This is a genomic window from Streptomyces sp. NPDC056373 (genome assembly GCF_042262425.1).
GTDB lineage: Bacteria > Actinomycetota > Actinomycetes > Streptomycetales > Streptomycetaceae > Streptomyces.
Map to the genome: position 1 here is coordinate 400379 of NZ_JBHJPX010000007.1, position 21679 is coordinate 422057.

Here is a 21679-nt window from a genome sequence, read left to right on the forward strand (position 1 = left end):
GCCTGCGGGTCAGTCCCGATCGCGCGGCGCCGCGGCACAGGCGTACCCTTCCCCTCTGGCGGCGGCGGCCGTGTCGGGTCCGGCGTAGCGCGTGCGACAGCCCGGGCGCCCCTTCGTCAGCACTCGATGACATTGACCGCGAGTCCGCCGCGGGCCGTCTCCTTGTACTTGACCTTCATGTCGGCGCCGGTTTGCTTCATGGTCTTGATGACCTTGTCCAGGGAGACATGGTGGCGGCCGTCGCCCCGCAGAGCCATCCGCGCCGCCGTGACGGCCTTGACCGCGGCCATGCCGTTGCGCTCGATACAGGGGATCTGGACGAGGCCGCCCACCGGGTCACACGTCAGGCCCAGGTTGTGTTCCATGCCGATCTCGGCGGCGTTCTCCACCTGCTCCGGCGAGCCGCCGAGGACCTCCGCGAGGCCGCCCGCGGCCATCGAGCAGGCGGAGCCGACCTCACCCTGGCAGCCGACCTCTGCGCCGGAGATGGAGGCGTTCTCCTTGAACAGCAGTCCGATGGCACCGGCCGCCAGCAGGAACCGCACGACTGCCTCGTCGTCGGCTCCATGGACGAAGTCGACGTAGTAGTGCAGGACGGCCGGGATGATTCCGGCGGCCCCGTTGGTCGGGGCGGTGACCACGCGGCCGCCGGCCGCGTTCTCCTCGTTGACCGCCATCGCGTAGAGGGTCACCCACTCCAGCGCCCGCCCGGCTGGATCGCCGTCGGCCCGCAGCGCCTTGGCGACGGCGGTGGCCCGGCGGCGGACTTTCAGCCCACCCGGCAGTATCCCCTCACATGACAGTCCTCTGGCCACGCACTCCCGCATCACCCGCCAGATCTCCAGCAGGCCGGCACGGATGTCCTTCTCACTGCGCCAGGCCAGCTCGTTCTCCAGCATCAGCGCCGAGATCGACAGGCCCGTCTCCCGGGTCAGCCGCAGCAGCTCGTCACCGCTGGTGAACGGGTACTTGAGCACAGTGTCGTCCGGCTTGACCCGGTCCGCGCCGATCGCGTCCTCGTCGACGACGAACCCGCCGCCGACCGAGTAGTACGTCTTCTCCAGCAGGGGTGTGCCCTCGGCGTCGTACGCGAACAACGTCATGCCGTTGGCGTGGTACGGCAGCGAACGGCGGCGGTGCAGCACCAGCTGGCTGTCCGTGTCGAAACCGATCTCGTGGGTGTCGCCGAGTTCGCGGCCGAGCAGCCGCAGCCGCCCTGTCGAGGTGATTCGCTCGACGTCCTGCCCGGCCTCGGCCACGTTCACCGTGTGCGGCTCGTTGCCTTCCAGGCCGAGCAGCACCGCCTTGGGGCTGCCGTGGCCGTGTCCGGTGGCGCCGAGGGAGCCGAAGAGCTCTGCCCGCACCGCTGTCGTGCGGGCGAGGAGTCCTTCCTCCGCCAGTCGTCCGGCGAACATACCGGCGGCGCGCATCGGGCCGACGGTGTGTGAACTGGACGGCCCTATGCCGATGGAGAAGAGGTCGAAGACGGAGATGGCCACCAGCGGGCTCCCGTTTCCTATTGAGCAACTGCACTCTCTATGTGCAACAGCCTTTCTCGTGAGTTCGGGGTTGTCAAGACAGCGGTCCGGGGGTTGTTCACGCCAACGATTCCGGCCGGGGGGCCGGCCCCCCGGCGGATGGGCGGCATCGTCGTTTCGTGAAGGACCGTGGGGGCCAGGTCGGTCGGGGTACCACCCGCCCATGTGGCCGAGCGATGCCCCGACACGGCCCCCCGGTCAGACGTGGCGGCGGGTGAAGCGTTGGTTGGGGTTGCGGGTCCGCTCGCGTTCGGAGTGGTGGCCGGGCCGAAAGGCGACGGCGACTTCCATCACGCCGAAGCGCGAGGTCAGCTGATCCAGGCGACTGCGAAGCCGGCCGGTCCCTGCGCATCCGCAGGGACCGGCCGGCGCCCGCCTCCGTCACTACGAGACGCGACCCGGGATGCCTGGCATGAGGGGAGTGGGGGCAGGGGGGAGCGGCCAGCGGCCGGTGGCTGTGACGGTGGACAGGGCGTTCTGTGCGCGGGCCACGTAGCGAGGCACTGCGACGCCCGCGGGGCCCGTGGCGGGGTGGCGGTAACTGACCGAGAGACCGTCCTGGGTGCGCATGAACCACAGGTACACCTCGTCCGGGTCGGAGGTGCGGCCGCGGAGGGTGACGACTCGCCAGGTGTTCCACTGCTGGGCGCCCGGGGTACGGCGAAGGTCCATGTACGACACCATGAAGGGGTCCCGGAGGGGCCGGCCCAGGAGTTGCTCGGCTCGGGGGACGGGGACGCGCGCCATGTCCCTGACTCCGTCCAGGCCGGTGACCGCCGAGCGCACTGCCTCGGCGAAGGAGTCAGTCCCCCGCAAGGGAAAGGCGATCGGGGCCATGCCCACATACCAGCCGACGGACGGCCACCAGCGGTCCGTCCTGGTGTGGAAGGGGGCCATGGTGCGGAAGGTGTCCGAGCCGCTGATCTCGTTACCCACCTTGGCCAGGCAGGCGAGCAAGCCGGTGAAGCAGTCGCCCCCGGCGGCGCGGCAGGCCCGGTCGAAGGCGTGTACCGCGGACGCGTCGAGGAGCTGGGCGTATCCGCCCGGCTGGGTGCCGGGGCTGCTGCTCGTCTCGCCGACCGGTACAGGGAATTCCGGCAGTCGGCCTCCGGCCTCGGCGAGGAATCGACGCCACCGGACGATGGACGGGTGCTCGGTCGTGAGCGCGTCGGCTGCGCCTCGCTCGTCCTGCGCGAAGTCCAGGTAGCTTGCCGTGAGGGGAAGGGGAGGCAGTGCGGGGGTACCAGGGCCGGCTAGGGCTGCGGCATACAGCGTGTGGATCTCGTGGGCAACCAGGAAGACGGAGTAGCCGTCCATCAGGGAGTGGTCGGCGGCCAGACAGACGGTGGTCGTCTCTGGACGGCTGATGGTGGCACACACGTATCCGGGCCAGCCCAGGGGGCCTGCTTCGCGGTCGAACAGTTCCTCCAGAGACCGCGCCAGTCGCCGGCCGTCGGTGTGATCTCCGGCTTCCGTGCGGTGGATGCTCAGGGCTCCGGTCGGTAGCGTTCTGCGGTGCAGTGGGCCGGCCGGTGCGGTGCCCGGGGCGGGAGCGAGACGGCTGCGCAGGGTCTCGTGGCGGTCCGTCCAGCCGCGTAACGCGGTGGCGAAGGCGTTCTCGTCGAGTGCGCCGGGCAGGTCGAAGGCGGTGCCGATCCAGGACGGCGGCAGGGGGCTCTCACCCACCGCGTCCAGCGCGTGGGCGACATGCGCTTCCTGCACGTGGGACGCCGGCCGAGGATCGCTCCTCCACAGACCGGAGGCCGGTGGCGGGCCATCGGCCCGCCAGACGGCCAGGCGTCCCGGGCGTGGGCTGAGCGCGGCGATGTCGATGAACTTCACGTGGTGTCCTGCCTTGAGCGAGGGGGAAGCGGCTGTGGGGGGCGAGATGACGGTCCGGCGGGCCGTGGTCGTGATGTCAGGACGGGCGCTTGTGCTCGTCCCTTTCACCACGAGGCGGGTGCGTGGCTTCGTCCTGTCCGGTGGAGTGGGCCGTCGCGGACACGGGTTCGGGGTGCAGCTCGGCGAGTTGCGGCGTTCTTACGGCCCACAGCGGCGACTTCACGATCCACGCCGCGGCCGTCACGATCAGGGCCCCGCTGCCGAGGAGAGTCGTGCGCGTTCCGAACCAGGCACCGCAGGCGCCGCCCAGCAGGGCGCCCACAGGGGCAAGGCTCCAGACGACGGTGCGGATGCTCGCGTTCACCCTGCCGTGCAGCTCGGGCGGGGAAAGGGCGTAGCGGATCGGCACCTGGTGGATGTTGTAGACCTGTTGGCTGGTCCACAGCAGGAGCTGCGAAAGCCCCACGGCCGGCCACACCAGCCATCCCGACACCTGGAACATCGGAGTGAGCATCGCGCCTACGGCGGCGGCCAGGAGGGATGCGACCAGAACACGGCCCAGGCCCAGGACTCGCGCGGCCGGCCGGGCGAGCAGTGTGCCGACGACACACCCCGCCGCGGCGATGCCCGTGACCGTGCCGGTCGCTGCGGCACTCAGGTGCAGACGCTCGGTCAGATGGAGAAGGAAGACGGCGGAGTAGGCGCTGTAGCAGAAGATGAGCGTGCCGGTGGCGAGGGTGACCGCGCGCAGCCGGGACGTGCGCAGCACGAAGAGGGCACCCTCGGCCGCTTCCGAGAGGACGCGGCGGATCATGCCGTGCGTCGGCTCGAGGGACCGGGAGCCCGCGTGGGCTGTGGTCGTGGGGGCGCCCGGCACTCGGTCCGTCGTCACGTACGGCAGCAGTGCGGTCGCCGCCAGGAACGACGCCGTGTCCGCGAGGATCGCGGTCGGTGCGGAGAAGCCGGCGATCAGCCATCCCGCGAGCGGCGGTCCGAGCGCCAGGGCCGCCGACTGCCCCAGCTCCAGCCTGGTCTGTGCCCGTACCAGTTGGGACAACGGCACGACGGTGGGCACGCACGCCAGGAAGGCCACGTCGGCGAGCACGGTGGCCGCTCCCACCAGGATGACGACGGTGTACAGATGGGGCAGGCAGATGTGTCCGGTCAGGGCGGCCAGCGGAACGGTGGCCAGGGTGAGCGCCATGACCGTGTTCGCCGTGATCAGCAGGGCCCGGTGCGGGAGCCGATCGACGAGCACCCCGACGAGCGGGCCCAGCAGCAGGTAGGGGGCCCGTCCGCAGGCGAGCAGGGCTCCGGTCTCGAACGGTCCCGCGCCGAGCAGCTGGATCGCGGTCAGGGGCAGGGCGAGCAGCGTCACCTGGGAGCCCACGAGGGAGACCGTCTGTGCTGTCAGCAGGATGTGGAAGCCGCGGGGCAGGAAGCGTCGGCCTGCTGCCTGCCCGGTCTCCCGCGTCACCCCGTGCTCCAGGGATCCGGCATGGACAAGCCGTAGCCCAGGCGCCGCAGTTCACTGCCGGCGATCCGCTCGAACTCCTCGATCTCCGCCGGCGTGAGGTCCCGCAGGTATCGCCCGTTGCGTCCGGTGTACAGCGGCCTGCCTGCCGCTTCCGCGGCCGGGTGTCCCCAGGGCCTCTCGAACAGCGCGTGCTCGTGCTCCGCGTGCCGCAGCACGGCTTCGTCCCACGGCAGGCCGAGGTGGTCCAGCATCCGCTCGGCGGTCTCGCGGGGGCGGGTCACGAGATCTTCGTACCGCACCTCCAGATAGCGGCCTGCGGGCGCCGCCGCTCGCGGCCGGGTGACGACCTCCAGCCAGCCGTGGGCCGCCTCGGCGACGGTCCGGTAGCCCCAGTCGGGGACGGTCTTGAGGTGTGAGGCGGCCAGGTCGCGGCCGTCGCGGATGATGTGGATGAAGTGGGCTCGGGGCCAGATCGCGGCGTACGTGCCGATGTCCTGGATCTTCCGCTGGAGCTTCATGCCCCACCGGGCAGCGCCTGTTCGCCGCTGCTGGAGTTCGCCGATGGCGTCGACGAGCCGGCAGCGGTCCTCCGGGGTGGACAGGTGGGTGCCGCGCTCGGCCATCAGGCCGGTCACCAGGTCCCGTATGTCGTCTCGCGCCAGACCGGAGCGCTCGCACTGCACGACGAAGTGCATGCCGTCGTACCACTCGGGGTCGATGGCGTCCTTGGTCGTTCCGGCGACCCGTGGGTCGCCGCGGTCCATCAGCTCGCACACGGCCAGGATGTGAGGGCCGAGGTCGACGGGGTCGGTGAAGTCGATCTCCGGGCCGACGACCAGATCCGGGTGCGAGTCGAGCAGGACGCTGAGGACGGTGGTGCCGGAGCGGTTCTCGCCGCCGAGCAGGACCGGGCTGGAAGACAGGGCGGGGGGACGGGGCATGACTCTCCTGCGGAAGCGGGAAGCGGGAAGGGGGAAGCGGGAAGCGGGAAGCGGGAAGCGGGAAGCGGGAAACGGGAAGCGGGTCGAGGGCTGGCCGACGGCCGTGTTCAGGGACGTTCGACGCGCCGGAACCACGTCTTCACCGTGTCCGGAGTGGCCAGGAACCGCTCTCGGGCGAACTCGGTCGCCGCAGCGAGGAGTTCGCCGTCACGGCCGGCTTGCATGTCGCCGGTGCCGGTCTCCGCGAGCGCCGCGGCAAGCGCGTCGTCGGCCGCCTTCACGGCCGCGTCCAGGTCCGCGTCCGCCGTGGCGGCCGACGGCATGAGCCGGCCGCCGTACTGCATCAGGAAGCCGCGGCTCCACATCTGCCGGCAGAACGCCTGTCCGAGCCGGGCATCCGCGAAGACGACGTCGAACATGGTGGGGTGGGCGAAGGCCCAGGCCGCCGTGGAGTGGTGGGCGAACGCCGAGTTGAGTCCGTGGATCAGCTGTGCGCCGACCTCGTGCATCCGGGCGAGCGCGGTGCCGTCCGCCAGTGCTTCCAGAGTGGCGAGGGCAGCCGCGAACGGGGTGACCTCGCGCTGGTAGGTGTTCCCGAGGTAGGTGTCCTCGACCGCGTTCATCACCGCGGCCCGGCCGGCCACCGCGGACAGGGCGGTGCCGTTGGCAAGGCCCTTGCTCAGGGTGATGAGGTCGGGAGTGAGGCCCGCGGCCGTGTGGTAGCCGCCGGTGGCGTACCGCAAGCCGGTCATCACCTCGTCCACGATCAGCAGTGCGCCATGGCGGCGCACGGCGTCCTGGAGGGCGCGCGCGTACTCCTGCGGGAAGAAGTTGACCTCCGGCGTGACGATCACCGCGGCGACCGGCCCGTGCGTGGTGGCCAGCGCGTCGAGCAGGTCGAGGTCATAGCGGAAGTCCAGGCTGTCCGGATCGCGGTTTGGTGGGCCCATGGGGCCCCGGTCCTGCAGATGCCAGTCGTGCCAGCCGTGATAACCGCTGGTCAGTACGGTGCGGGCGCCGGAGTGCACGCGTGCCAGGCGGACGGCGGCGGTCGTGGCGCACGAGCCCGTACGGAAGAAGAAGGAACGCTCCGCCACGGGGAACAGCGAGGCCAGCCGCTCAGCGAGTTCGACCCGCAGTGCGGACAGCGGTCCGGGCAGGATGCCGCCGCTGCGGGAGAGTTCGGTCATGACCCGCTCCAGAACGGGGCGGTGGCCCGAGCCCAGCGGGGCGGCGCCGCTGCACGAGGTGAAGTCGACGTAGCGGTTGCCCGCCACGTCCCATACCTCGGCACCCGACGCACGGTCGAGGACCAGGGGGAACCGGCGGTCGAGATCCCATTTCTCCGACGCGGTGACACGACGGGCCCGTTCGAGGGCGTCGGCGTGGCCGGGAACGAGCGGACGCGTGGACATGAGGGTGCTCCAGGGTGGGAGGGGGGACGGAAAGGCCAGGGGCAGGTCGCCCGGCAGAAGCCCGGCAGCACGTCGGCGCGGGGCGGAGGGCTGGGCCGTGAGACGGGAAGGGCTGTGTCAGCCGGTGCAGGCCGGGCCCGGCGGCGCGGCGCCGCCCGAGCCCGACTCGGCGACGATCCGGCGCGCGATGCGCAGCGCGTTGGCCTGGATGGTCAGTGTCGGGTTGACCCCGCCGGAGTACGGGAAATAGCCGCCGTCGACGACGTGGACGTTGTCGAGATCGTGGACCCTGCCCCAGGGGTCGACCACCGATTCCGCGGGATCGACGCCGGCCCGGCAGCCGCCGTGCAGATGCCTGCTGCCGAACTGGTAGTGGGAGTCCTCGTAGGCGATGTCGTCGACGCCCGCCTTGGCCAGCACCTCCGACGCCCGCCGCGAAAGGTATCCCAGACGCCGTTTGTCCAGGGGGTGCGTCGCGTACTCCAGCACGATCCTGGGCAGGTTCAGCGGGCCGCGCTCCCGTGACAGCCGTACCCGGTTGTCACGCATCGGCTGGTCGGCCGCCAGGAAGTGGACCCGCAACCGGATACGGCCGTCCCGCACCGCCCGGTCATCGCCGCTCGCCTCGTACAGCAGGCCACCGAGGCCGGAGGGGGCGTCGGCGTCGAGGTAGTGGTCGCCGAGCACCACGGTGCAGAACGGCCCGCCCTGGTCCCGGGCCGGACCGTCCGGGAAGGGGACGTACACCGCGGCCGTTCCCGAGACATAGCCGCTGATCTTGAAGGACAGACCCCGGCCGACCATCCCGGTACTGTTGCCGAGGCCGTCCGGGGCGCCGGGCTGGGCCGAGCGCAGCAGGAGTGCGGCGGACTGGACGGCGTTGGCGCCGAGGACGACACGGCGGACCCGGGTCACATGCCGGGTGCGGGTGCGCAGATCCAGCCACTCGACCCAGCCGGCGCGGTGCCGGTTGCGCAGAACGATCCGCAGGGCCTTCGCGCCGTGCTCGATCCGCAGGGCGCCGGCCGGCGGCGGCCTCCTCGCCAGCAGGGACGCGGCGTCCGCACGGGCACCTGTGGGACAGACGTGTTCGTTGCAGGGGCCGCATCGTACGCAGGCCGGCCGTCCCGCGTACGGAACCGAGTTGATGGCCAGCGGAGCCGGAAAGGGCCGCAGCCCGATGCGCTGGGCGGCTTCGGCGATCAGCCGTCCCTGCGTACTGAAGGGGTGGGCGGGCATCACGGCCGGCTGCCCTGGGGGTTCGAGCGGGTCGGCACCGGTGGTCCGGGCCACCCCGATACGCCGTTCGACGAGATCGTAGTAGGGCCGCAGGTCGTCGTAGCCGATCGGCCATGCCGGGTCGAGCGCGTCGGCGGCCACATGGGCCCGGGCGTTGAAGTCGACGGCCCGTAATCGGAAGGAGATTCCCGCGTACAGGGCCGTGCCGCCACCCAGCGCGGACGCGCTCCAGGGGCGGCCCAGCGGGAGCAAGGTGCCGCTGGGAGTGGGCACGAGGGCGTTTTCCCACGCGCTTTCGGTACTCCGTAAGGATTCGCCGGGGTCGAGCGCCCTTCCTTCCTCCAGCACGAGCACACTCAGCCCGCTGGACGCCAATTCCTGGGCAACGACGGAACCGCTCGCGCCGCTGCCGACCACACACACATCGAAAGTTTCGGATGCCATGTATCCGCCGTAGATCTGCCCAAAGCTCTGATGGGCGGTATGGATTCTCCGGGCTTCGGATTTCGAATATCGGGTCCTGGTGATTCACCTTCGATCACCGGCGATCAAGCTACATGCGGGTCTGGTCAACTTTCAAGAACCTCTTGGTGAAGCGGAAGCAAAGGAGCGGCAGGGTTGTATATCGGCCATCCTCCTCGATGTGTGCGAATCGAGTATGCGCAGGTCAGAGACTCTTTATGCATGGTTCCACGATTGAATTGTCAATTCAGTACAACCGTAAGGGCGATTACAAGCCAATGGTCCGGACGGATTCCGGGCCGACCGGTCGGTGAATCCTGTATGCATCCTCAATGCGATTCCATTCCCTGAACGGGTGCCGCACCTCCTGGATGCTTCCGCCTGGCGGAAGGTTGCCTCGAATTCTCCAGGTGGCAGCGACCCGCGCCACATTCGTTCGAGGTGTCTACCTGCCCCGGCGGACAACCCGACCCGAGAGGATCTGTGAAAGGTTCGTGAGTATGAACTGGAAGCGCCGGGCACCGGCAGCTTTTCACCGGTGCCCGGCGAGACCGTGTCAGTGGGCCGGTGCGATGCGGTAGGCCCGTATGACGGTCTGGGTGACGGTGTTGCCCGCCTGGTCCGCGGCGGCGAACCGCAGGGAGGTGTAACCGGCGTGGCCCGGGTGGTGGAGCAGGGCCTCGGCCGTGGCGCCGCGGCGGGTGACGTGGACGGTCCTCCAGGTGCGGCCGTCGTCGTAGGAGACCTGGAGGGTCAGCCTGGTCACGGGCGTCCGCTCGGAGCCCGCGGGGTGACGCACGGCGAAAGGCAGGCGAAAGGCGCGGCCGGCGGGGGCCGAGTCGGTGAGGTCGACCGCCCCGCCCGCGTGCACGGTGAGCAGTGGCAGGACCGAGGATGCCGAGCCGCTTGGCCGTGCCGAAGTGAAGCCCCAGCTGACCGTGGAGCGGGTACCCAGTGCCGTCCAGTCCGCCGTGCGGGTGGTGTGCGCGGTGAGCGTGTAGCGGCGCTTGCCGGCGATGGGGGTGGTGAGGCCGACCAGGAAGGGGCTGGTTCGGTCCAGCACCCGTCCGCCGGACGAGAGCACCACCTCTCCGTCCAGTACCCCGGTCGCGTTGGACTCGTCGAGCTGCTGCCCGGCGCCTGCGGTCGCGTAGGGAGCGAAGTCCAGGTGCAGGTCGTCGCCTTCGCGGGTGGGACTGTGGACGGCGGGGCCGACGGGGGCCCGGTTCCAGTCGACGCGGTAGGTGTGGCCGGGTCGGTAGCGGCGGACCGCGGTGGTCGTGTCGTGGTCGGGCAGGCCGCCGTCGGGCAGGCTCTGTGTCGTCCCGAAGAGGTCCAGGGTGTGGGTCCAGGTGAGTCCGGGGGAGTAGTACTCGGTCACCCGGCTCGGCAGCGACGTGCGCAGGGTCGGGATGAACGGCGTCAGGGACTCGCCGGTCGAGGGCTCGTCGGCCCGTACGGCCACGGCCCGCCTGCCGCCCTGGGAGGCGTAGGTGGCGTGCACGGTGGCCAGTTGCCGGTTGTGGACGACGGGGTCGGTGACGGCGGGGACGCCCCCGCGGTGCGAGGTGCGCAGGGAGTAGCGGTAGGCGTGGCCCGGGGCCCCGCCCGTGAGGGTGGTGGAGGAGGCGAAGGTGACGCGGTGGCCGGTGGCCGGTGCGGTGGGGGTGGCGTACAGGGTGGCCTTGCGTCCGGCGACGGCGGTGAGGGCGTAAGTCTGGTCTCCCCGCGCGGGGTCCAGTTCGACGGTGGCCGAGGTGGAGACGGCGGTGGCGTCCCGGTGGTCGGTGCGGGCCCCGACCTTGCCGGCCTTGCGGCCGTCCAGGAGCACGGTGCGGTCCCGGTCGGTGTGGACGCCCGTGGCGACGAGCAGGGTCCGGGTGCCGGTGGTGGTGCCGGAACTGTCGGTCGCGGCGAGGCTGTCGTCGATGCCGACGATGTCGTAGTCGTCCTCGGGCAGGCGCAGCCGGAACCTGCCGTCGGGGCCCAGCTTGATTTGCTGCTGGATGCCGGTGTGCGGGCCGAAGACCGTCAGCAGCGTGCCCGCGGCGGGCTTGCCGTCGCGGTTGCGGCCGGAGATGGTCAGGGTGTGGCGGGCTGGTTCGGCGAAGAGACCGACCGCCGTACGCACCGTGGTGGCCCCGGCGGTGGCGACCACGGCGCCCCCGAAGCGGCCGACCTGGGCTTTCGTGGTGCGGCCGGTGACGGTTGCGGTCGAGGTGCCATGGGCCGGGACGGTCACGCTGTCGGCGCCCAGGGAGAACATGCCGGCCGGGGCGCTCCTGCCGCCGGGACCGTACGCGTCGAGCGCGAGCTTGAGAGTGACGGGCTTGTCGCCCTCGTTGCGGTAGGTGATCTGCCGGGTAGCCGTGGCTCCGGCGTGCGGCCAGGCGAACAGGCCCAGGTTCGCGGCCCCGGAGGTGACGGACATTTTCTGCTTCAGCGCGCGCACGACGTCGAGGCGGCCGGAGCCCTGCTGGAAGGCGGTCAGTTTCTTCAGGCCGTGCGCGGAGGAGGTCAGGGCACGCTTGAAGTCGGCGGCCTTCCACGTGGGATGGGCCTGTGCGAGCAGGGCGACCGCGCCGGTGACGTGCGGGGTGGCCATGGAGGTGCCGGACGCCAGCTCGTAGCGCGGGTTGTCCACCGGGGTGTCGAGGTTGGTGCCGTCGGCGCGGGCGCCGATGATGTCCTCGCCCGGCGCCACCAGGTCGGGCTTGACGGCGTCGTCGCCGAGCCGGGGCCCCTGGCTGGAGAAGTCGCTGAGGGTGTCGCGCTTGGTGCTGCTGCCCACGGTGAGCGCGGCCTGGGCGCTGCCCGGGCTCTCCACGGTGCCGTCGACGCCGTTGCCCGTCGGTCCGCCCTCGTTGCCCGCTGCCACGACGAACAGGGTGCCGGTCTGCGCGGTGATCCGGCTCAGTGCGGTGGACAGCGGATCCGTGCCGTCGGTGGCCGTGCCGCCGAGGCTCAGGTTGACGGCGACCGCGTGCTGGGCCGCGGCCCACTCCATGCCCGCGATGATCTCGCTGTCGGGGCACTCGCCATTGTCGTCGCAGACCTTGCCGATGAGCAGCTTGGCGCCCGGTGCGACTCCCGCGTACCTGCCGTGGGAGGCCGCACCGGTGCCCGCGATGGTGGAGGCGGTGTGGGAACCGTGGCCGTAGCCGTCCTTCATGCCGGTGCCCGTGAAGTCCTTGGTGGCGGCGATACGCCCCTTGAAGTCCGGGTGGGCGGCGTCGATGCCGGTGTCCAGGTCGGCGATCAGGACGTTCTTGCCGTTGATACCGGACTTCCAGGCGGTGGGAGCGCCGATGATCTTGTTGCTCTCGTCGTCCAGGACCTTCGCCGTGCCGTCCAGCCAGAGCTTGCTGACGCGGCTCGACAGCCCGCCCCTCAGCAGCGAGTGCCACAGGCCGCCGGTGCCGTCCTTGGGCTGGGTGAGCGCGCTGCCGTTCAGGGCGCGCAGAGTGCGGCCGAGACCGGCGCCGTGAGCGGTGAGGGCGGAACGAGCGGGCGCCAGGCCGTGCCGCTCGGCGACGATCAACGGCAGCGAGTGTGAGTGCGCGTCGTCCCGGCCGATGCGGACCAGCTCCGTGACGTCGAACAGCCGCGCGTCCAACGTACCGGCGGACAGCAGGCGTTCGGCGTCGGCGGGGACCACGCTGATGTGCTGCGTCCCGGCACGACGGGCGTGCTCCACGCGGAATGCCATGCCCTCCCGGCCCTTGCCGGGCAGCACGGACACGGTGGGGCCGCCACCGCTGGTCCGCGTGCGCAGGGTGACCCGGTCTCCGGTGATGAGGGTGACCGTTCTGGCCGCCTCCTTCCCTGCCCCCGCACGGTGCCGGGCCGACGTCGCGGCGGGGCCGACGGCATCGGCGTCCGGCCCCGAAACGGCGGCCGCGACGGTCACCACACCTGCGAGGGCGGGGACCATCCCCCACCTGACTGACTTGGGCAGCAACGCGTACTCCTTCGGTGTCCGGCTACGAGCCGGCGTCTGATGGGGTCGTCGGGCAAGGTGACGGCGAGTGGACTTCCCGCCGCCTCGTGCGTAAGGGCATGTCGGCGTACGGCAGCGCTCAGAGGGTGGCGCGCAGATGGCTGACCGTGACGAAGTGGAAGCCGCGGGCGCTCAGCGTGCGCAGGATCTGCGGGACCGCGGCGACCGAGGTGGGGTGGATGTCGTGCATCAGGACGACGCCGTTGCGCCGCGCCTTGGTGATGACGCTGCGGGCGACCTTGTCGGCGTCGGGGTACTTCCAGTCCTCGGTGTCCACGTCCCACAGCACGGGCGAGAGCGTGGTCGCCGCCTTCACCCGGGCGTTGACGGCTCCGTAGGGAGGGCGGAAGAGGGTGGGGGCCTTGCCGGTGGCGGCCTCGATGGCGGCACTGGTGCGGTTGAGCTGGAACGCGATCTGCCCGGGGGTGAGCTTGGTGAGATCGGGATGGTTCCAGGAGTGATTGCCGACCTCGTGTCCGGCGCGGGCTTCGGCGCGGACCAGGTCGGGGTGGGCGGCGACGTTCTGGCCGACGGTGAAGAAGGTGGCGCGCGCCTTGTACTGCGCCAGGTAGGTGAGGAGGGTCGCGGTCTCCGGCGCCGCCGGTCCGTCGTCGAAGGTCAGAGCGATGCACGTGACCTTCTTGCAGTCGGTGTTGTCGTCACCGGAGGCGGTGGGGGCGGGGGCGGTCGGCGTGGAGGTGTGGGGCACACCCAGGTCGAGCGAGGGGCTGGGCGTCATCGTCTGCCGCTGGACACGCTGTCCGAACGCGGACAACCAGGGGGTGATCGTCTTCCTGGGGAGGACCACCGTCAGGGCCCCGGCTGCCGGGACGCCCACCTCACCGCGGTCGAGGTTCACCCGCAGTCCGCCGTCGGCGGTGATCGCCATGTCGTCCAGGGCGGCGGTACGGGAGGCCGGGTCGGAGAACGTGTCGTCGAGGGCGGCGGCGTCGACACCTTCGCGCCCCTTCAGCCGGTCTTCCAGGGCGGTGATGAAGGCGTCCCGGGAGCCCTCGGCGACGAGTCCGAGGGCCGTGCGGTACGCGTCGGCCTTGCCGTCGTACCAGTACGTCGTGGTGGACAGCCCGGACGCCGCGGCGCTGTGGTCCTGTGTCCTGAGGCGGACACCGAGGACGTCGCCGGAGGCGACCAGGAACTGGTGGCTGATGTTGAGCTCTCGGGGCGGCGTGCCGGGCGTGCCGTCCTCGCACTGCCCCGAACGGAAGCCGGTCAGGCGCTTCTCCACGTCCTTCCGCATCGCGGCTGTCATCGCCTCGGCTCCGGGCACGTCCGGATAGCTCGTGGCGAAGGGGCAGGAACTCTGCTCGCTGCTGTGGCTGACGATCCGCAGGCCCTTGATCTTCGACGGATCGACGGTGCGGACCGGTGACGGAGTGGCGCTGGATCCGGGCCGGCCGTCGGCGTCTGTCACATCGGAGGAGCTGTCCGATCCGGAAGAGCAGGCCGCCGTGAAGGAGAGGGCGCCGAGCAGAAGGAGCGAGGGAACGAGGGCGTGAGTGCGCATGGGACCAGAACCTGACTGAGGGGATGTCCGGACGCCGTCGAAGGGGCGCCGCGGTTGTTCTGGTCACTGATCGTCCAGGTCAGAGGTGTTTTTCAGCGACCCGCGAGGCCACCCTGAACAATCCGGTCCCCGGGTGGTTCTTCCGGTTTGGGATACTTCAGCCGCTTTCGGCGCACACGTTTTCGTACGGCGCGTCGGGGACGTAGGTCCGCCACTGAGCCTCGGTAAGTCCGCCACCGGCGCGGGCGCAGATGGTGCGGACGGCCAGGTCCGGGGCGATGGGGAAACGCTGGAGCAGCACGTCGGGGCCGGCGGCGTAGACCGTCCGGCCGTCCTCGGCGAAGGCGACGGAACGGATCTCGTCGCCGGGCGTGGGCAGGTCCGTCCCGAGCTGCTGCTGGGTCGCGGTGTCCCACAGCCGCAGGGTTCCGTTCGCGCCGCCCACCGCCAGCGTGCCGCTGTCGGAGGAGAAGGCGAGCGCCCCCACCGCCTCCGGCTCGCCCTGGGTGGCCGTGTCGGAGGTGCCGGTGAGCGCACCAGCACGGTGACGGACATCGCCGTCCCACAGGGTGACGTGGCCGGTGGAGTCGCCGACGGCGAGCCGGGTGCCATCGGGACTGAACGCCAGCACGGTCACCTGGCGGCCGTCGGCGAGCGCGCGCCCCGAGACCCTCCCGGTCCCAGGATCGGCGTACTGATCGTCGGAGGTCACGAGCAGGTCCTGGTCGGGCCGTACGGCCAGAGCCACCCCGGAGAGACCTCGCACGGCCCCGGACCGCCGGTGGTCGCGGGTGTCCCAGACCTCTGTGGTGGAGACGCCGGTGGCGGAGCGGGCCGCCAGCACCGTGCGGCCGCCGGGCCCCAGGGCGAGGGCGGTGGCCGGCCGGTCGGCGGCACCGGAGGTTTCGAGGACCGTACGCACCCGGTGCGACCTCACGTCCCACACGGTGTAGCGCAGGCGCAGGGAGCCGTGCGACGACGTGGTGTCGGCGACGGCCAGCGATCCGCCGTCCGGGCTGAAGGCCAGCAGAGGGATGTCATCACCGGTAAGGCCCGGCAGTGCGCCGATTGTCGCGCGGGCGAGGACCGTGCCCGTGCCTGTCGAACGCAGCTCGAAACGGTAGCCGCCGCCGGACCGGGCGACGGTGGCCAGGACGGCGCCGTCCGGGCTGAGCGCGCCCCGGTCGGCCGGAGTGCTCTGCCACCGAGGGGTGAGACGGTCGGTCAGGTCGAAGGTGTGGACCGTGGCCCCGTCGAGGTAGCGCAGGAGGCGGGGCTTGCCCGGGTCCCAGGTCAGTCCGCTCGCCTCATCCTTGGACAGCGGCCGGAGGAAGACCTGCGTGCCGCCGGTGCCCAGTCGCCACACGGTGAGTGCGTGGTCGTCCGCCGCGGCGAGGAACTCGCCGTCGGGGGAGAGAGCGGCCTGGGTGAAGCCGGTGACCCCCTCACTGGCGATCTCGGCGAGCGTGCGCCCGCTGCGGGTGTCCCAGACCACGGCCTTCGTGCCGTAGACGGCGGTCAGCCGTCCGCCGTCAGCGCTGAACCGCAGCAGGCGTGCACCGCCGTCCGCACCGGAACCGGTGCCGCACAAAGTCGCGTCCGCCTTGTCCCAGGATCCCGGAAGCCGCGTGCGGCCGGATGTGTCCCACAGCTGGAGCGGCCCTTCGGCAGGACACAGGGCGACCAGACGTCCACCGGGGCCCACGGCCGCCGAAGTGAGTGTGCGCCCGATACGCGTGGTGAAGAGGACCTTGCCGTCGTGCGTCCGGCGCAGCCGGACCGCGCCCGGACCGTCCGGCAGCGCGGCGAGATAGGCGCTCCCGTCGGGCGCACTGCCCTGCGGATAGGCGTCGCCCAGGTCGGCGGCGGATCTGCCCCGTGGCAGGTCCCACAGCATCTCGCCTCCGTCCGGCCCGATGACGTCGAGGTACCGGGAGCCGGGCCCGACGTCGGCCACCTCGCCACCGCCCGGCAGCCGGTGAGAAGCGGTGACCTTGTGGGTCGCCACGTTCCGGGCGGTCACCGCGGAGCCGTCGACGCTGACCAGTGTCCGGCCGCCGTCGGTGAGGAACCGCTGGACGCCCTTGCCGGCCTGGGGGTCGGTGAAGGCATCGCGTTCCGGCTGCGCCAGAGCACCCAGCAGCGCCGAGCGGGACTCGGTGAGCGGGGCGGTCCTCCATGCCGCCACGCCGAGCAGGGCGGCGGTACGGGGATCGGTGGAGCGCAGACTGCCGGCCACGGTGGCCAGGCGGCGGGCGGCGGCCTTGGCGGCCTCCTCCTGGCTCACCTGATCACGCTGCCAGGCGACCAGACCGGCCGTCAGCGCCAGCACGAGGAAGACGGACAGACCGACGATCAGTGAGCGCGTCCGCCGCGCGGAGCGGGTCTCGGCCTCCCGTTCGGTGTCCCGGGCGGCGAGGGAAGCGGTGAGGAAGGCTCGCTCCTGCGCCGTGAGGTCGTCCTCCGGCTGCGCCGGCCGGTCGTCGCTCCTGCGCCGGGCGAACAGTTCCTCGGCCCGCGCCAGTCGCGTGCCCCGGTACAGCGCGCCGGAGTCACCTGCCAGCTCCTCCCAGCCGCGCGCCGCCTCACCGAGCCGGCACCGCTCGCGCAGCCGCTCCCGGTCCTCCTCGATCCAGTCGGCGAGGCGCGGCCAGCCGGTGATCAGCGCCTCGTGCGCGAGTTCCACGGTGCCGCCGTCCAGGATGACCAGACGGGCTGCGGCGAGACGTTCCAGCACGTCGTGCGCGCCGCTGCCTAGTTCACCGCGGGACGCCGGACGACGGGTGTCGGACGTGCCGTCGCCGGGTGCGATCAGCCGCAGCAGGATGCGCCGGGCAGTCCTGCCCTGCTCCGCCGACAGCCCCCCGTACGCCTCCTCCGCGGTGGCGGCGATCGCGCCGCGTACGCCGCCCGTCTCCTCGTAGGCAGCCAGGGTCAGCAGTCGGCCGCGGCGGCGGTGCCAGGTCTCCAGGAGTGCGTGCGAGAGCATGGGCAGTGCGCCCGGCTGGTCCACGACCTCGTCGATGATGCGGGCGGTGAGAGCGCGCTCCACGTTCAGGCCGGCGGAGGCGGCCGGGCCGGTGATCACCTCGCGCAGTTCGTCCCGGCTCATCGGCCCGATCAGCAGAGCGGCCCGGGAGACGGTCTCCGCCAGCTCACGGTGATCGGCGCAGTGGCCGTAGAAGTCGCCGCGGACCGCGATCACCACGCGCAGTCGGCTCTCCGGCCGACGGGCCGCGAGCAGCAGATCCAGGAACCTGTCTCGTTCCGCGCGGTCGTGGCAGAGGGTGAACAGCTCCTCGAACTGATCGACGATCACCCATGTCTCGCCGTCGCCGTCGCCGGGGAAGAACACCTTCTCGTGTGTGAGAGCGGGCCGCTCACCCGGGGTGAGCACACGGATCACCGCCGGCCGCCCCGCACCCTCCGCCTGCCCCAGTCTCGGGATCAGCCCCGCCCGCAGCAGTGACGACTTGCCACTTCCGGACGCGCCGAACAGCGCCACGAAGCGGTGCTCGCGCACCCACTCCATCAGTTCGGTGACGAGCGCCTCCCGGCCGAAGAACAGGCCGCTGTCGTCCGGCTCGAAGCGGGCCAGTCCCCGATACGGCGGCTTCTCGTCCGGCGCGGGCACCCGGACCTCGGCGTCCGCCTCCCGCCAGCGCCGTTCCCACTCGTCCGGATCGGCATCCAGAGCCTCGGCGTAGGCCCTCACCACCGCCCGCGACGGCAGCTGATCGCCGGCTGCTGCCTGAGACATCGCGGTGAGGGAGTAGCCGGCCCGCTCGGCCATCTCCCGGTACGGCGGCTTCCCCGCCTTCTCCCGCAGGACACGGAGATCGTGCGCGAGCCGCTGCACGGGGCCGGCGTCGGGGTCGACCGGCTTCTCGCGACGTCCCACGCAAGCACCTTCCACCTGACGAACCTGAAAAGCAGGAGGTCAAGATACGTTTTCTTCCGTTTCCCCCGCAATCCTGGCCGACCTGTGAGGCTGCCCACGGGGCCGGGCGCGCCGACGCGCCCCGCGATGCATCCTGCCCGCTTCCGATCAGCCCCGTTCACCCCCGCCCGCTTCACTGCACATTCCTTTGGAAAATGCCAAAGCGTTCACCTGCGCCCACCACATTCCGTAGTGTCGTGCTCACGTTCGCGGGAACGGCCGTGCAGGGGGAGGGGATTCGGCGTGCCCGGAATCGACGAGAGTCTGCTGGAAGCCATGCGCTTGCCAGGTGCTCGAGGGGCGTCGGTGGTCGACTGGATCAGTGGTCTAGCCCTGGGCGCGGTGGGTGACGCACCCGGTGGCGACGCGGAGGCGACGTCTGCGGAAACCGCTGAACTCGCCCGCCTCGCCACCGAGAGCGGCGCCCTCGCCCTCACCGGACCGTCGGCCGACGGTGCAGGTGCCTCGCCCGGCGGCGCTCCCGGCGAGCCCGACGGGCCGGCCGGCAAGGAGCCCCCCGTGCAGGACCTGATCATCACGAACGCCGACTCGTACCACCTGCTCAGGTTCGTCACCACGACCTTCGACAGCACCGTGTTCGTGCACTTGTGGCTCGACCGCAGCGAAGGGAACCTGGCCCTGGCCCGCATCCGGCTGGCCGAGCTGACGGACCGGCTGGTGCTCGGATGACCACACCGACCCGGGTCCCGCGCACGGACGAACCAGCCTCGGCCCTGCTGAGCACCCTCGCCGAGCAGGGGGCGACCGGTGCCCTGTCCACGGAGTCGGGGATCGTCTACCTCGCCACGGGACACGTCGTCCACGTCGAATCCGCCGTCACCCCCGACCTCGGCGACCTGCTCACCCACAGCGGTGCGCTCGCCCCGGACGGCTGGTGGGAGGCGATCGACCAGGCCGGGCGCCGCTGCCGCGTCGGACGGCAGCTGGTGGACAGCGGCCGGCTCCCCGTCGGGGCGCTGGAGTTGTGCCACCTGGGAGCCCTCTTCGACGCCGCGTACTTCGTCCTCGCCCACGACGGACCGGCTCTCCGGTTCCGCCCCGGAGCCGCACACTGGCTCGGAGCGGTCCGGGCCGTCCCGGTGGACAGCGTCCTGCGTGAGTCCAGACGCCGTCGCGAACTGCTGCACCGTATATGGCCCGAACCCGCCGTCGACCGCGCTCCTCTCGCCCGCGTGCCCGGCCCGGACGCCGCCGACCTGCCGGCCCGCCGCGGCCGGACCCTCGCCCAGGTCGACGGTGTCCGCACCGCAGCCCAGATCGCCACGGCCCTGGCCTGCCGCACCTTCCACACCCTCGTCGAACTCCGCCGCCTCGCCGCCGCCGGACTGGTGGCTCCCGTAGCCCCCCTGGTCCCCACCCCCGCCCCGACCCCAGCCCCCGCTCCCGTGTCCGCCGAGCCGGGCCCCCCTCCTCGTCCCACCGCACCGGACGAGCCCGACACCGCATTCCTGCGACGGCTCCTGCACGCCTTGGAGGCACTGTGATCCGCGCGCGAAGACAGCGTGCCGAAAGGAGACTGCTCATGGCCGTCGAGACCGACGTCCTGGACGAACTGCGTCGGCTCCGCACCCGCATACCCCGGCTGACGGGCTCCCTCGCGGCCACCGTCGACGGACTGGTCCTCGCCCACGACGTGCCGGACACCGAACCGGAGGGACTCGCGGCGCTCACCGCCGCCGCCCTCGGTGTCGCCCACCGCATGACCGACGCCGCCGCCCGCGGCGACTTCCGCGAACTGCTGGTGCGGGGCTCCGGTGGCTACGTCGCCACCTACGCCGCAGGAACCACCGCCGTACTCACCCTTCTCGCCGAGGACCGCGTCAACGTCGGCCGCCTCCACCTCGAAGGCCGGCGCAGCGGCGCCCGGATCGCCGACCTGCTCGCCACGCGCGTGGGCCCGGGCACCGGCCGCCACGCCGACCGGCCGGCGTCCGAAGAGCATCTCGCGACGGTGCCCACGGCCGCGGACCGCCCCATCGGCACCCTCCCGGTACGCACTCCGCAGCGGCCCACACACCTGCCGCGCCCGCAGACCGGCATCTGAACCCACCCGAACCTTCCGACCCACCGAAGCAGAAGACCGAAGGAAAGGAACCGAGCGCATGGCCAACACGGAGACCGCGCTGAAGGAATGCCTGAGCTCCATCGACGGAGCGACGGCCGCCGCCCTCGTCGACTACACCAGCGGCATGGCCCTCGGCACCCTGGGCGGCACCAAGGACTTCAACCTCGAAGTCGCCGCCGCGGGCAACACCGACGTCGTGCGATCCAAGCTGCGCACCATGGAGCACCTGGGACTGAAGGAGGAGATCGAGGACATCCTGATCACCCTGAACACCCAGTACCACCTCATCCGCCTCCTGAAGGGGCGCGGTGGCAGCGGGCTCTTCCTCTACCTCGTGCTCGACGGCAGCCGGGCCAACCTCGCCATGGCCCGCCACCAACTGCGCCGCATCGAAGCCGACCTGGAGGTCTGAGCCCAGCACACCGGACGGCCCGCGAAGCCCCTGGCCCGGGGCACCGACCTCACGGGCCCGCGCGCCTGCCTGGACCGCCGGCTGCCTGCCCCTCAGGAGAGGGGCGGGCAGCCGGTCCGGCGAAGGGATCAGCCGTGGTAGGTGATGTACCCGTTGCCGTCCGCGTCGGAGCCGCGCTTGGTGTACGAGTGCACGTCGGCACGGCTGCCGGACGGCTTGTACACGTAGATGGTGTCCTTGTCGTTGTTCCACATGAAGTTGCAGTTGTCGCGGTAGACGACGTTCTTGGCGTCGGAGTCGGCCCCGTTGCCGCCGCGCAGCTTCACGTAGTCACCCGGCTGCAGGGTGTGGCTCGCGGTGAAGGTGAACTTGTTGCCCGCGGCGTCCTTCACGACGTACCCCTTGAGGTTCACGGTCGTGGAGCGCGAGTAGTTCTCGATGGTCAGGTACTCCGCGGCGGTGTTCCCGCCCGAGCACCGGTTCGAGTCGCTGCCGGGAGCGTCGTACTGGATGCCCCGGATCTTCAGCGCGGAGTCGTACTCGGCGGCCTGGGCCGGAACCGCCGTAAGGGCGGTGAGAGCTCCGGCGGCGACGGCCGTGGTGGCGACAAGGCGTATACGCATGGACGTTCGTCCCCCCTGCATGGCCTTCAGGTGAAGGCGATGTGATGGTTCGGTGAAGCATCCGGATCGTACACGCTTCAAGTACGCAGCAGGGCGGGGGGGGGGGGGTTATGAAACAAAAACCCCCCCCCCCAATATTAGAGAAAGATTTTAATTTGATAGGCGCCCAGCAAACCAAC

Annotated in this window: 14 protein-coding genes and 1 pseudogene; 4 read left to right on the forward strand and 11 right to left on the reverse strand. The window is 71.3% G+C overall.

Going from position 1 to position 21679, the window contains the following annotated elements:
• Positions 1 to 116: 116 nt before the first annotated feature.
• From ACFCXS_RS17530 to ACFCXS_RS17575, 10 genes and pseudogenes are all read right to left on the reverse strand, one after another.
• Positions 117 to 1499, reverse strand: a complete 1383-nt coding sequence (locus ACFCXS_RS17530; RefSeq protein WP_376644212.1) for an L-serine ammonia-lyase — start codon at positions 1497 to 1499, stop codon at positions 117 to 119.
• 423 nt (positions 1500 to 1922) lie between these two features.
• Positions 1923 to 3380, reverse strand: coding sequence for a condensation domain-containing protein (locus tag ACFCXS_RS17535; RefSeq protein ID WP_376644213.1), 1458 nt, complete (start codon positions 3378 to 3380; stop codon positions 1923 to 1925).
• Positions 3381 to 3456: 76 nt separating this feature from the next.
• Positions 3457 to 4857 (reverse strand): MFS transporter, encoded by a 1401-nt coding sequence (locus ACFCXS_RS17540; protein ID WP_376644214.1) that lies wholly within the window; start codon positions 4855 to 4857, stop codon positions 3457 to 3459.
• Complete coding sequence (locus tag ACFCXS_RS17545) at positions 4854 to 5798, reverse strand: sulfotransferase (RefSeq protein ID WP_376644215.1); 945 nt, start codon at positions 5796 to 5798, stop codon at positions 4854 to 4856. Before ACFCXS_RS17545 ends, ACFCXS_RS17540 begins: the two co-directional genes overlap by 4 nt.
• A 107-nt stretch (positions 5799 to 5905) precedes the next feature.
• Positions 5906 to 7213, reverse strand: a complete 1308-nt coding sequence (locus tag ACFCXS_RS17550; RefSeq protein ID WP_376644216.1) for an aminotransferase class III-fold pyridoxal phosphate-dependent enzyme — start codon at positions 7211 to 7213, stop codon at positions 5906 to 5908.
• Positions 7214 to 7330: 117 nt separating this feature from the next.
• Complete coding sequence (locus ACFCXS_RS17555; RefSeq protein WP_376644257.1) at positions 7331 to 8725, reverse strand: GMC oxidoreductase; 1395 nt, start codon at positions 8723 to 8725, stop codon at positions 7331 to 7333.
• A gap of 69 nt (positions 8726 to 8794) precedes the next feature.
• Positions 8795 to 8896: pseudogene (locus ACFCXS_RS17560) on the reverse strand (NAD(P)-binding protein); the annotation flags it as partial.
• A 574-nt stretch (positions 8897 to 9470) separates the two neighbouring features.
• The gene (locus tag ACFCXS_RS17565) at positions 9471 to 12875 is read right to left on the reverse strand and encodes a S8 family serine peptidase (RefSeq protein ID WP_376644217.1); all 3405 of its coding nucleotides are present in this window, start codon (positions 12873 to 12875) and stop codon (positions 9471 to 9473) included.
• A 118-nt stretch (positions 12876 to 12993) separates the two neighbouring features.
• Positions 12994 to 14439: a polysaccharide deacetylase family protein gene (locus ACFCXS_RS17570; RefSeq protein WP_376644218.1), complete on the reverse strand. Its 1446-nt coding sequence runs from the start codon at positions 14437 to 14439 to the stop codon at positions 12994 to 12996.
• 157 nt (positions 14440 to 14596) lie between these two features.
• Complete coding sequence (locus ACFCXS_RS17575; protein ID WP_376644219.1) at positions 14597 to 18340, reverse strand: hypothetical protein; 3744 nt, start codon at positions 18338 to 18340, stop codon at positions 14597 to 14599.
• 282 nt (positions 18341 to 18622) lie between these two features.
• Between ACFCXS_RS17575 and ACFCXS_RS17580 the strand changes: the two genes are divergently transcribed.
• Genes ACFCXS_RS17580 through ACFCXS_RS17595 form a run of 4 tightly spaced genes read left to right on the forward strand, consistent with a single transcriptional unit; the run spans position 18623 to position 20877 of the window.
• Entirely contained in the window at positions 18623 to 19069 is a 447-nt protein-coding gene (locus ACFCXS_RS17580; RefSeq protein WP_376644220.1) for a hypothetical protein, read from the forward strand.
• Positions 19066 to 19884 carry a hypothetical protein gene (locus tag ACFCXS_RS17585; protein ID WP_376644221.1) on the forward strand — a complete coding sequence of 273 codons (819 nt, stop codon included), beginning with the start codon at positions 19066 to 19068 and terminating at the stop codon, positions 19882 to 19884. The genes ACFCXS_RS17580 and ACFCXS_RS17585 overlap by 4 nt, the downstream gene beginning before the upstream one ends.
• 38 nt (positions 19885 to 19922) lie before the next feature.
• Positions 19923 to 20444 carry a roadblock/LC7 domain-containing protein gene (locus tag ACFCXS_RS17590; RefSeq protein ID WP_376644222.1) on the forward strand — a complete coding sequence of 174 codons (522 nt, stop codon included), beginning with the start codon at positions 19923 to 19925 and terminating at the stop codon, positions 20442 to 20444.
• Positions 20445 to 20502: 58 nt separating this feature from the next.
• Complete coding sequence (locus tag ACFCXS_RS17595) at positions 20503 to 20877, forward strand: hypothetical protein (RefSeq protein ID WP_031110827.1); 375 nt, start codon at positions 20503 to 20505, stop codon at positions 20875 to 20877.
• 128 nt (positions 20878 to 21005) lie between these two features.
• Here ACFCXS_RS17595 and ACFCXS_RS17600 read toward each other — a convergent pair whose 3' ends face one another.
• On the reverse strand, positions 21006 to 21500 hold the full coding sequence (locus ACFCXS_RS17600; protein WP_376644223.1) for a lamin tail domain-containing protein: 495 nt from the start codon (positions 21498 to 21500) through the stop codon (positions 21006 to 21008).
• Positions 21501 to 21679: the final 179 nt, after the last annotated feature.

What these genes read in the sequence shown, in the direction of transcription:
- ACFCXS_RS17600 (WP_376644223.1), bottom strand. Translation starts at nt 21,500, where the DNA reads ATGCGTATACGCCTTGTCGCCACCACGGCCGTCGCCGCCGGAGCTCTC.
- ACFCXS_RS17595 (WP_031110827.1), top strand. Translation starts at nt 20,503, where the DNA reads ATGGCCAACACGGAGACCGCGCTGAAGGAATGCCTGAGCTCCATCGAC.
- ACFCXS_RS17590 (WP_376644222.1), top strand. Translation starts at nt 19,923, where the DNA reads ATGGCCGTCGAGACCGACGTCCTGGACGAACTGCGTCGGCTCCGCACC.
- ACFCXS_RS17570 (WP_376644218.1), bottom strand. Translation starts at nt 14,439, where the DNA reads ATGCGCACTCACGCCCTCGTTCCCTCGCTCCTTCTGCTCGGCGCCCTC.
- ACFCXS_RS17545 (WP_376644215.1), bottom strand. Translation starts at nt 5,798, where the DNA reads ATGCCCCGTCCCCCCGCCCTGTCTTCCAGCCCGGTCCTGCTCGGCGGC.
- ACFCXS_RS17550 (WP_376644216.1), bottom strand. Translation starts at nt 7,213, where the DNA reads ATGTCCACGCGTCCGCTCGTTCCCGGCCACGCCGACGCCCTCGAACGG.
- ACFCXS_RS17585 (WP_376644221.1), top strand. Translation starts at nt 19,066, where the DNA reads ATGACCACACCGACCCGGGTCCCGCGCACGGACGAACCAGCCTCGGCC.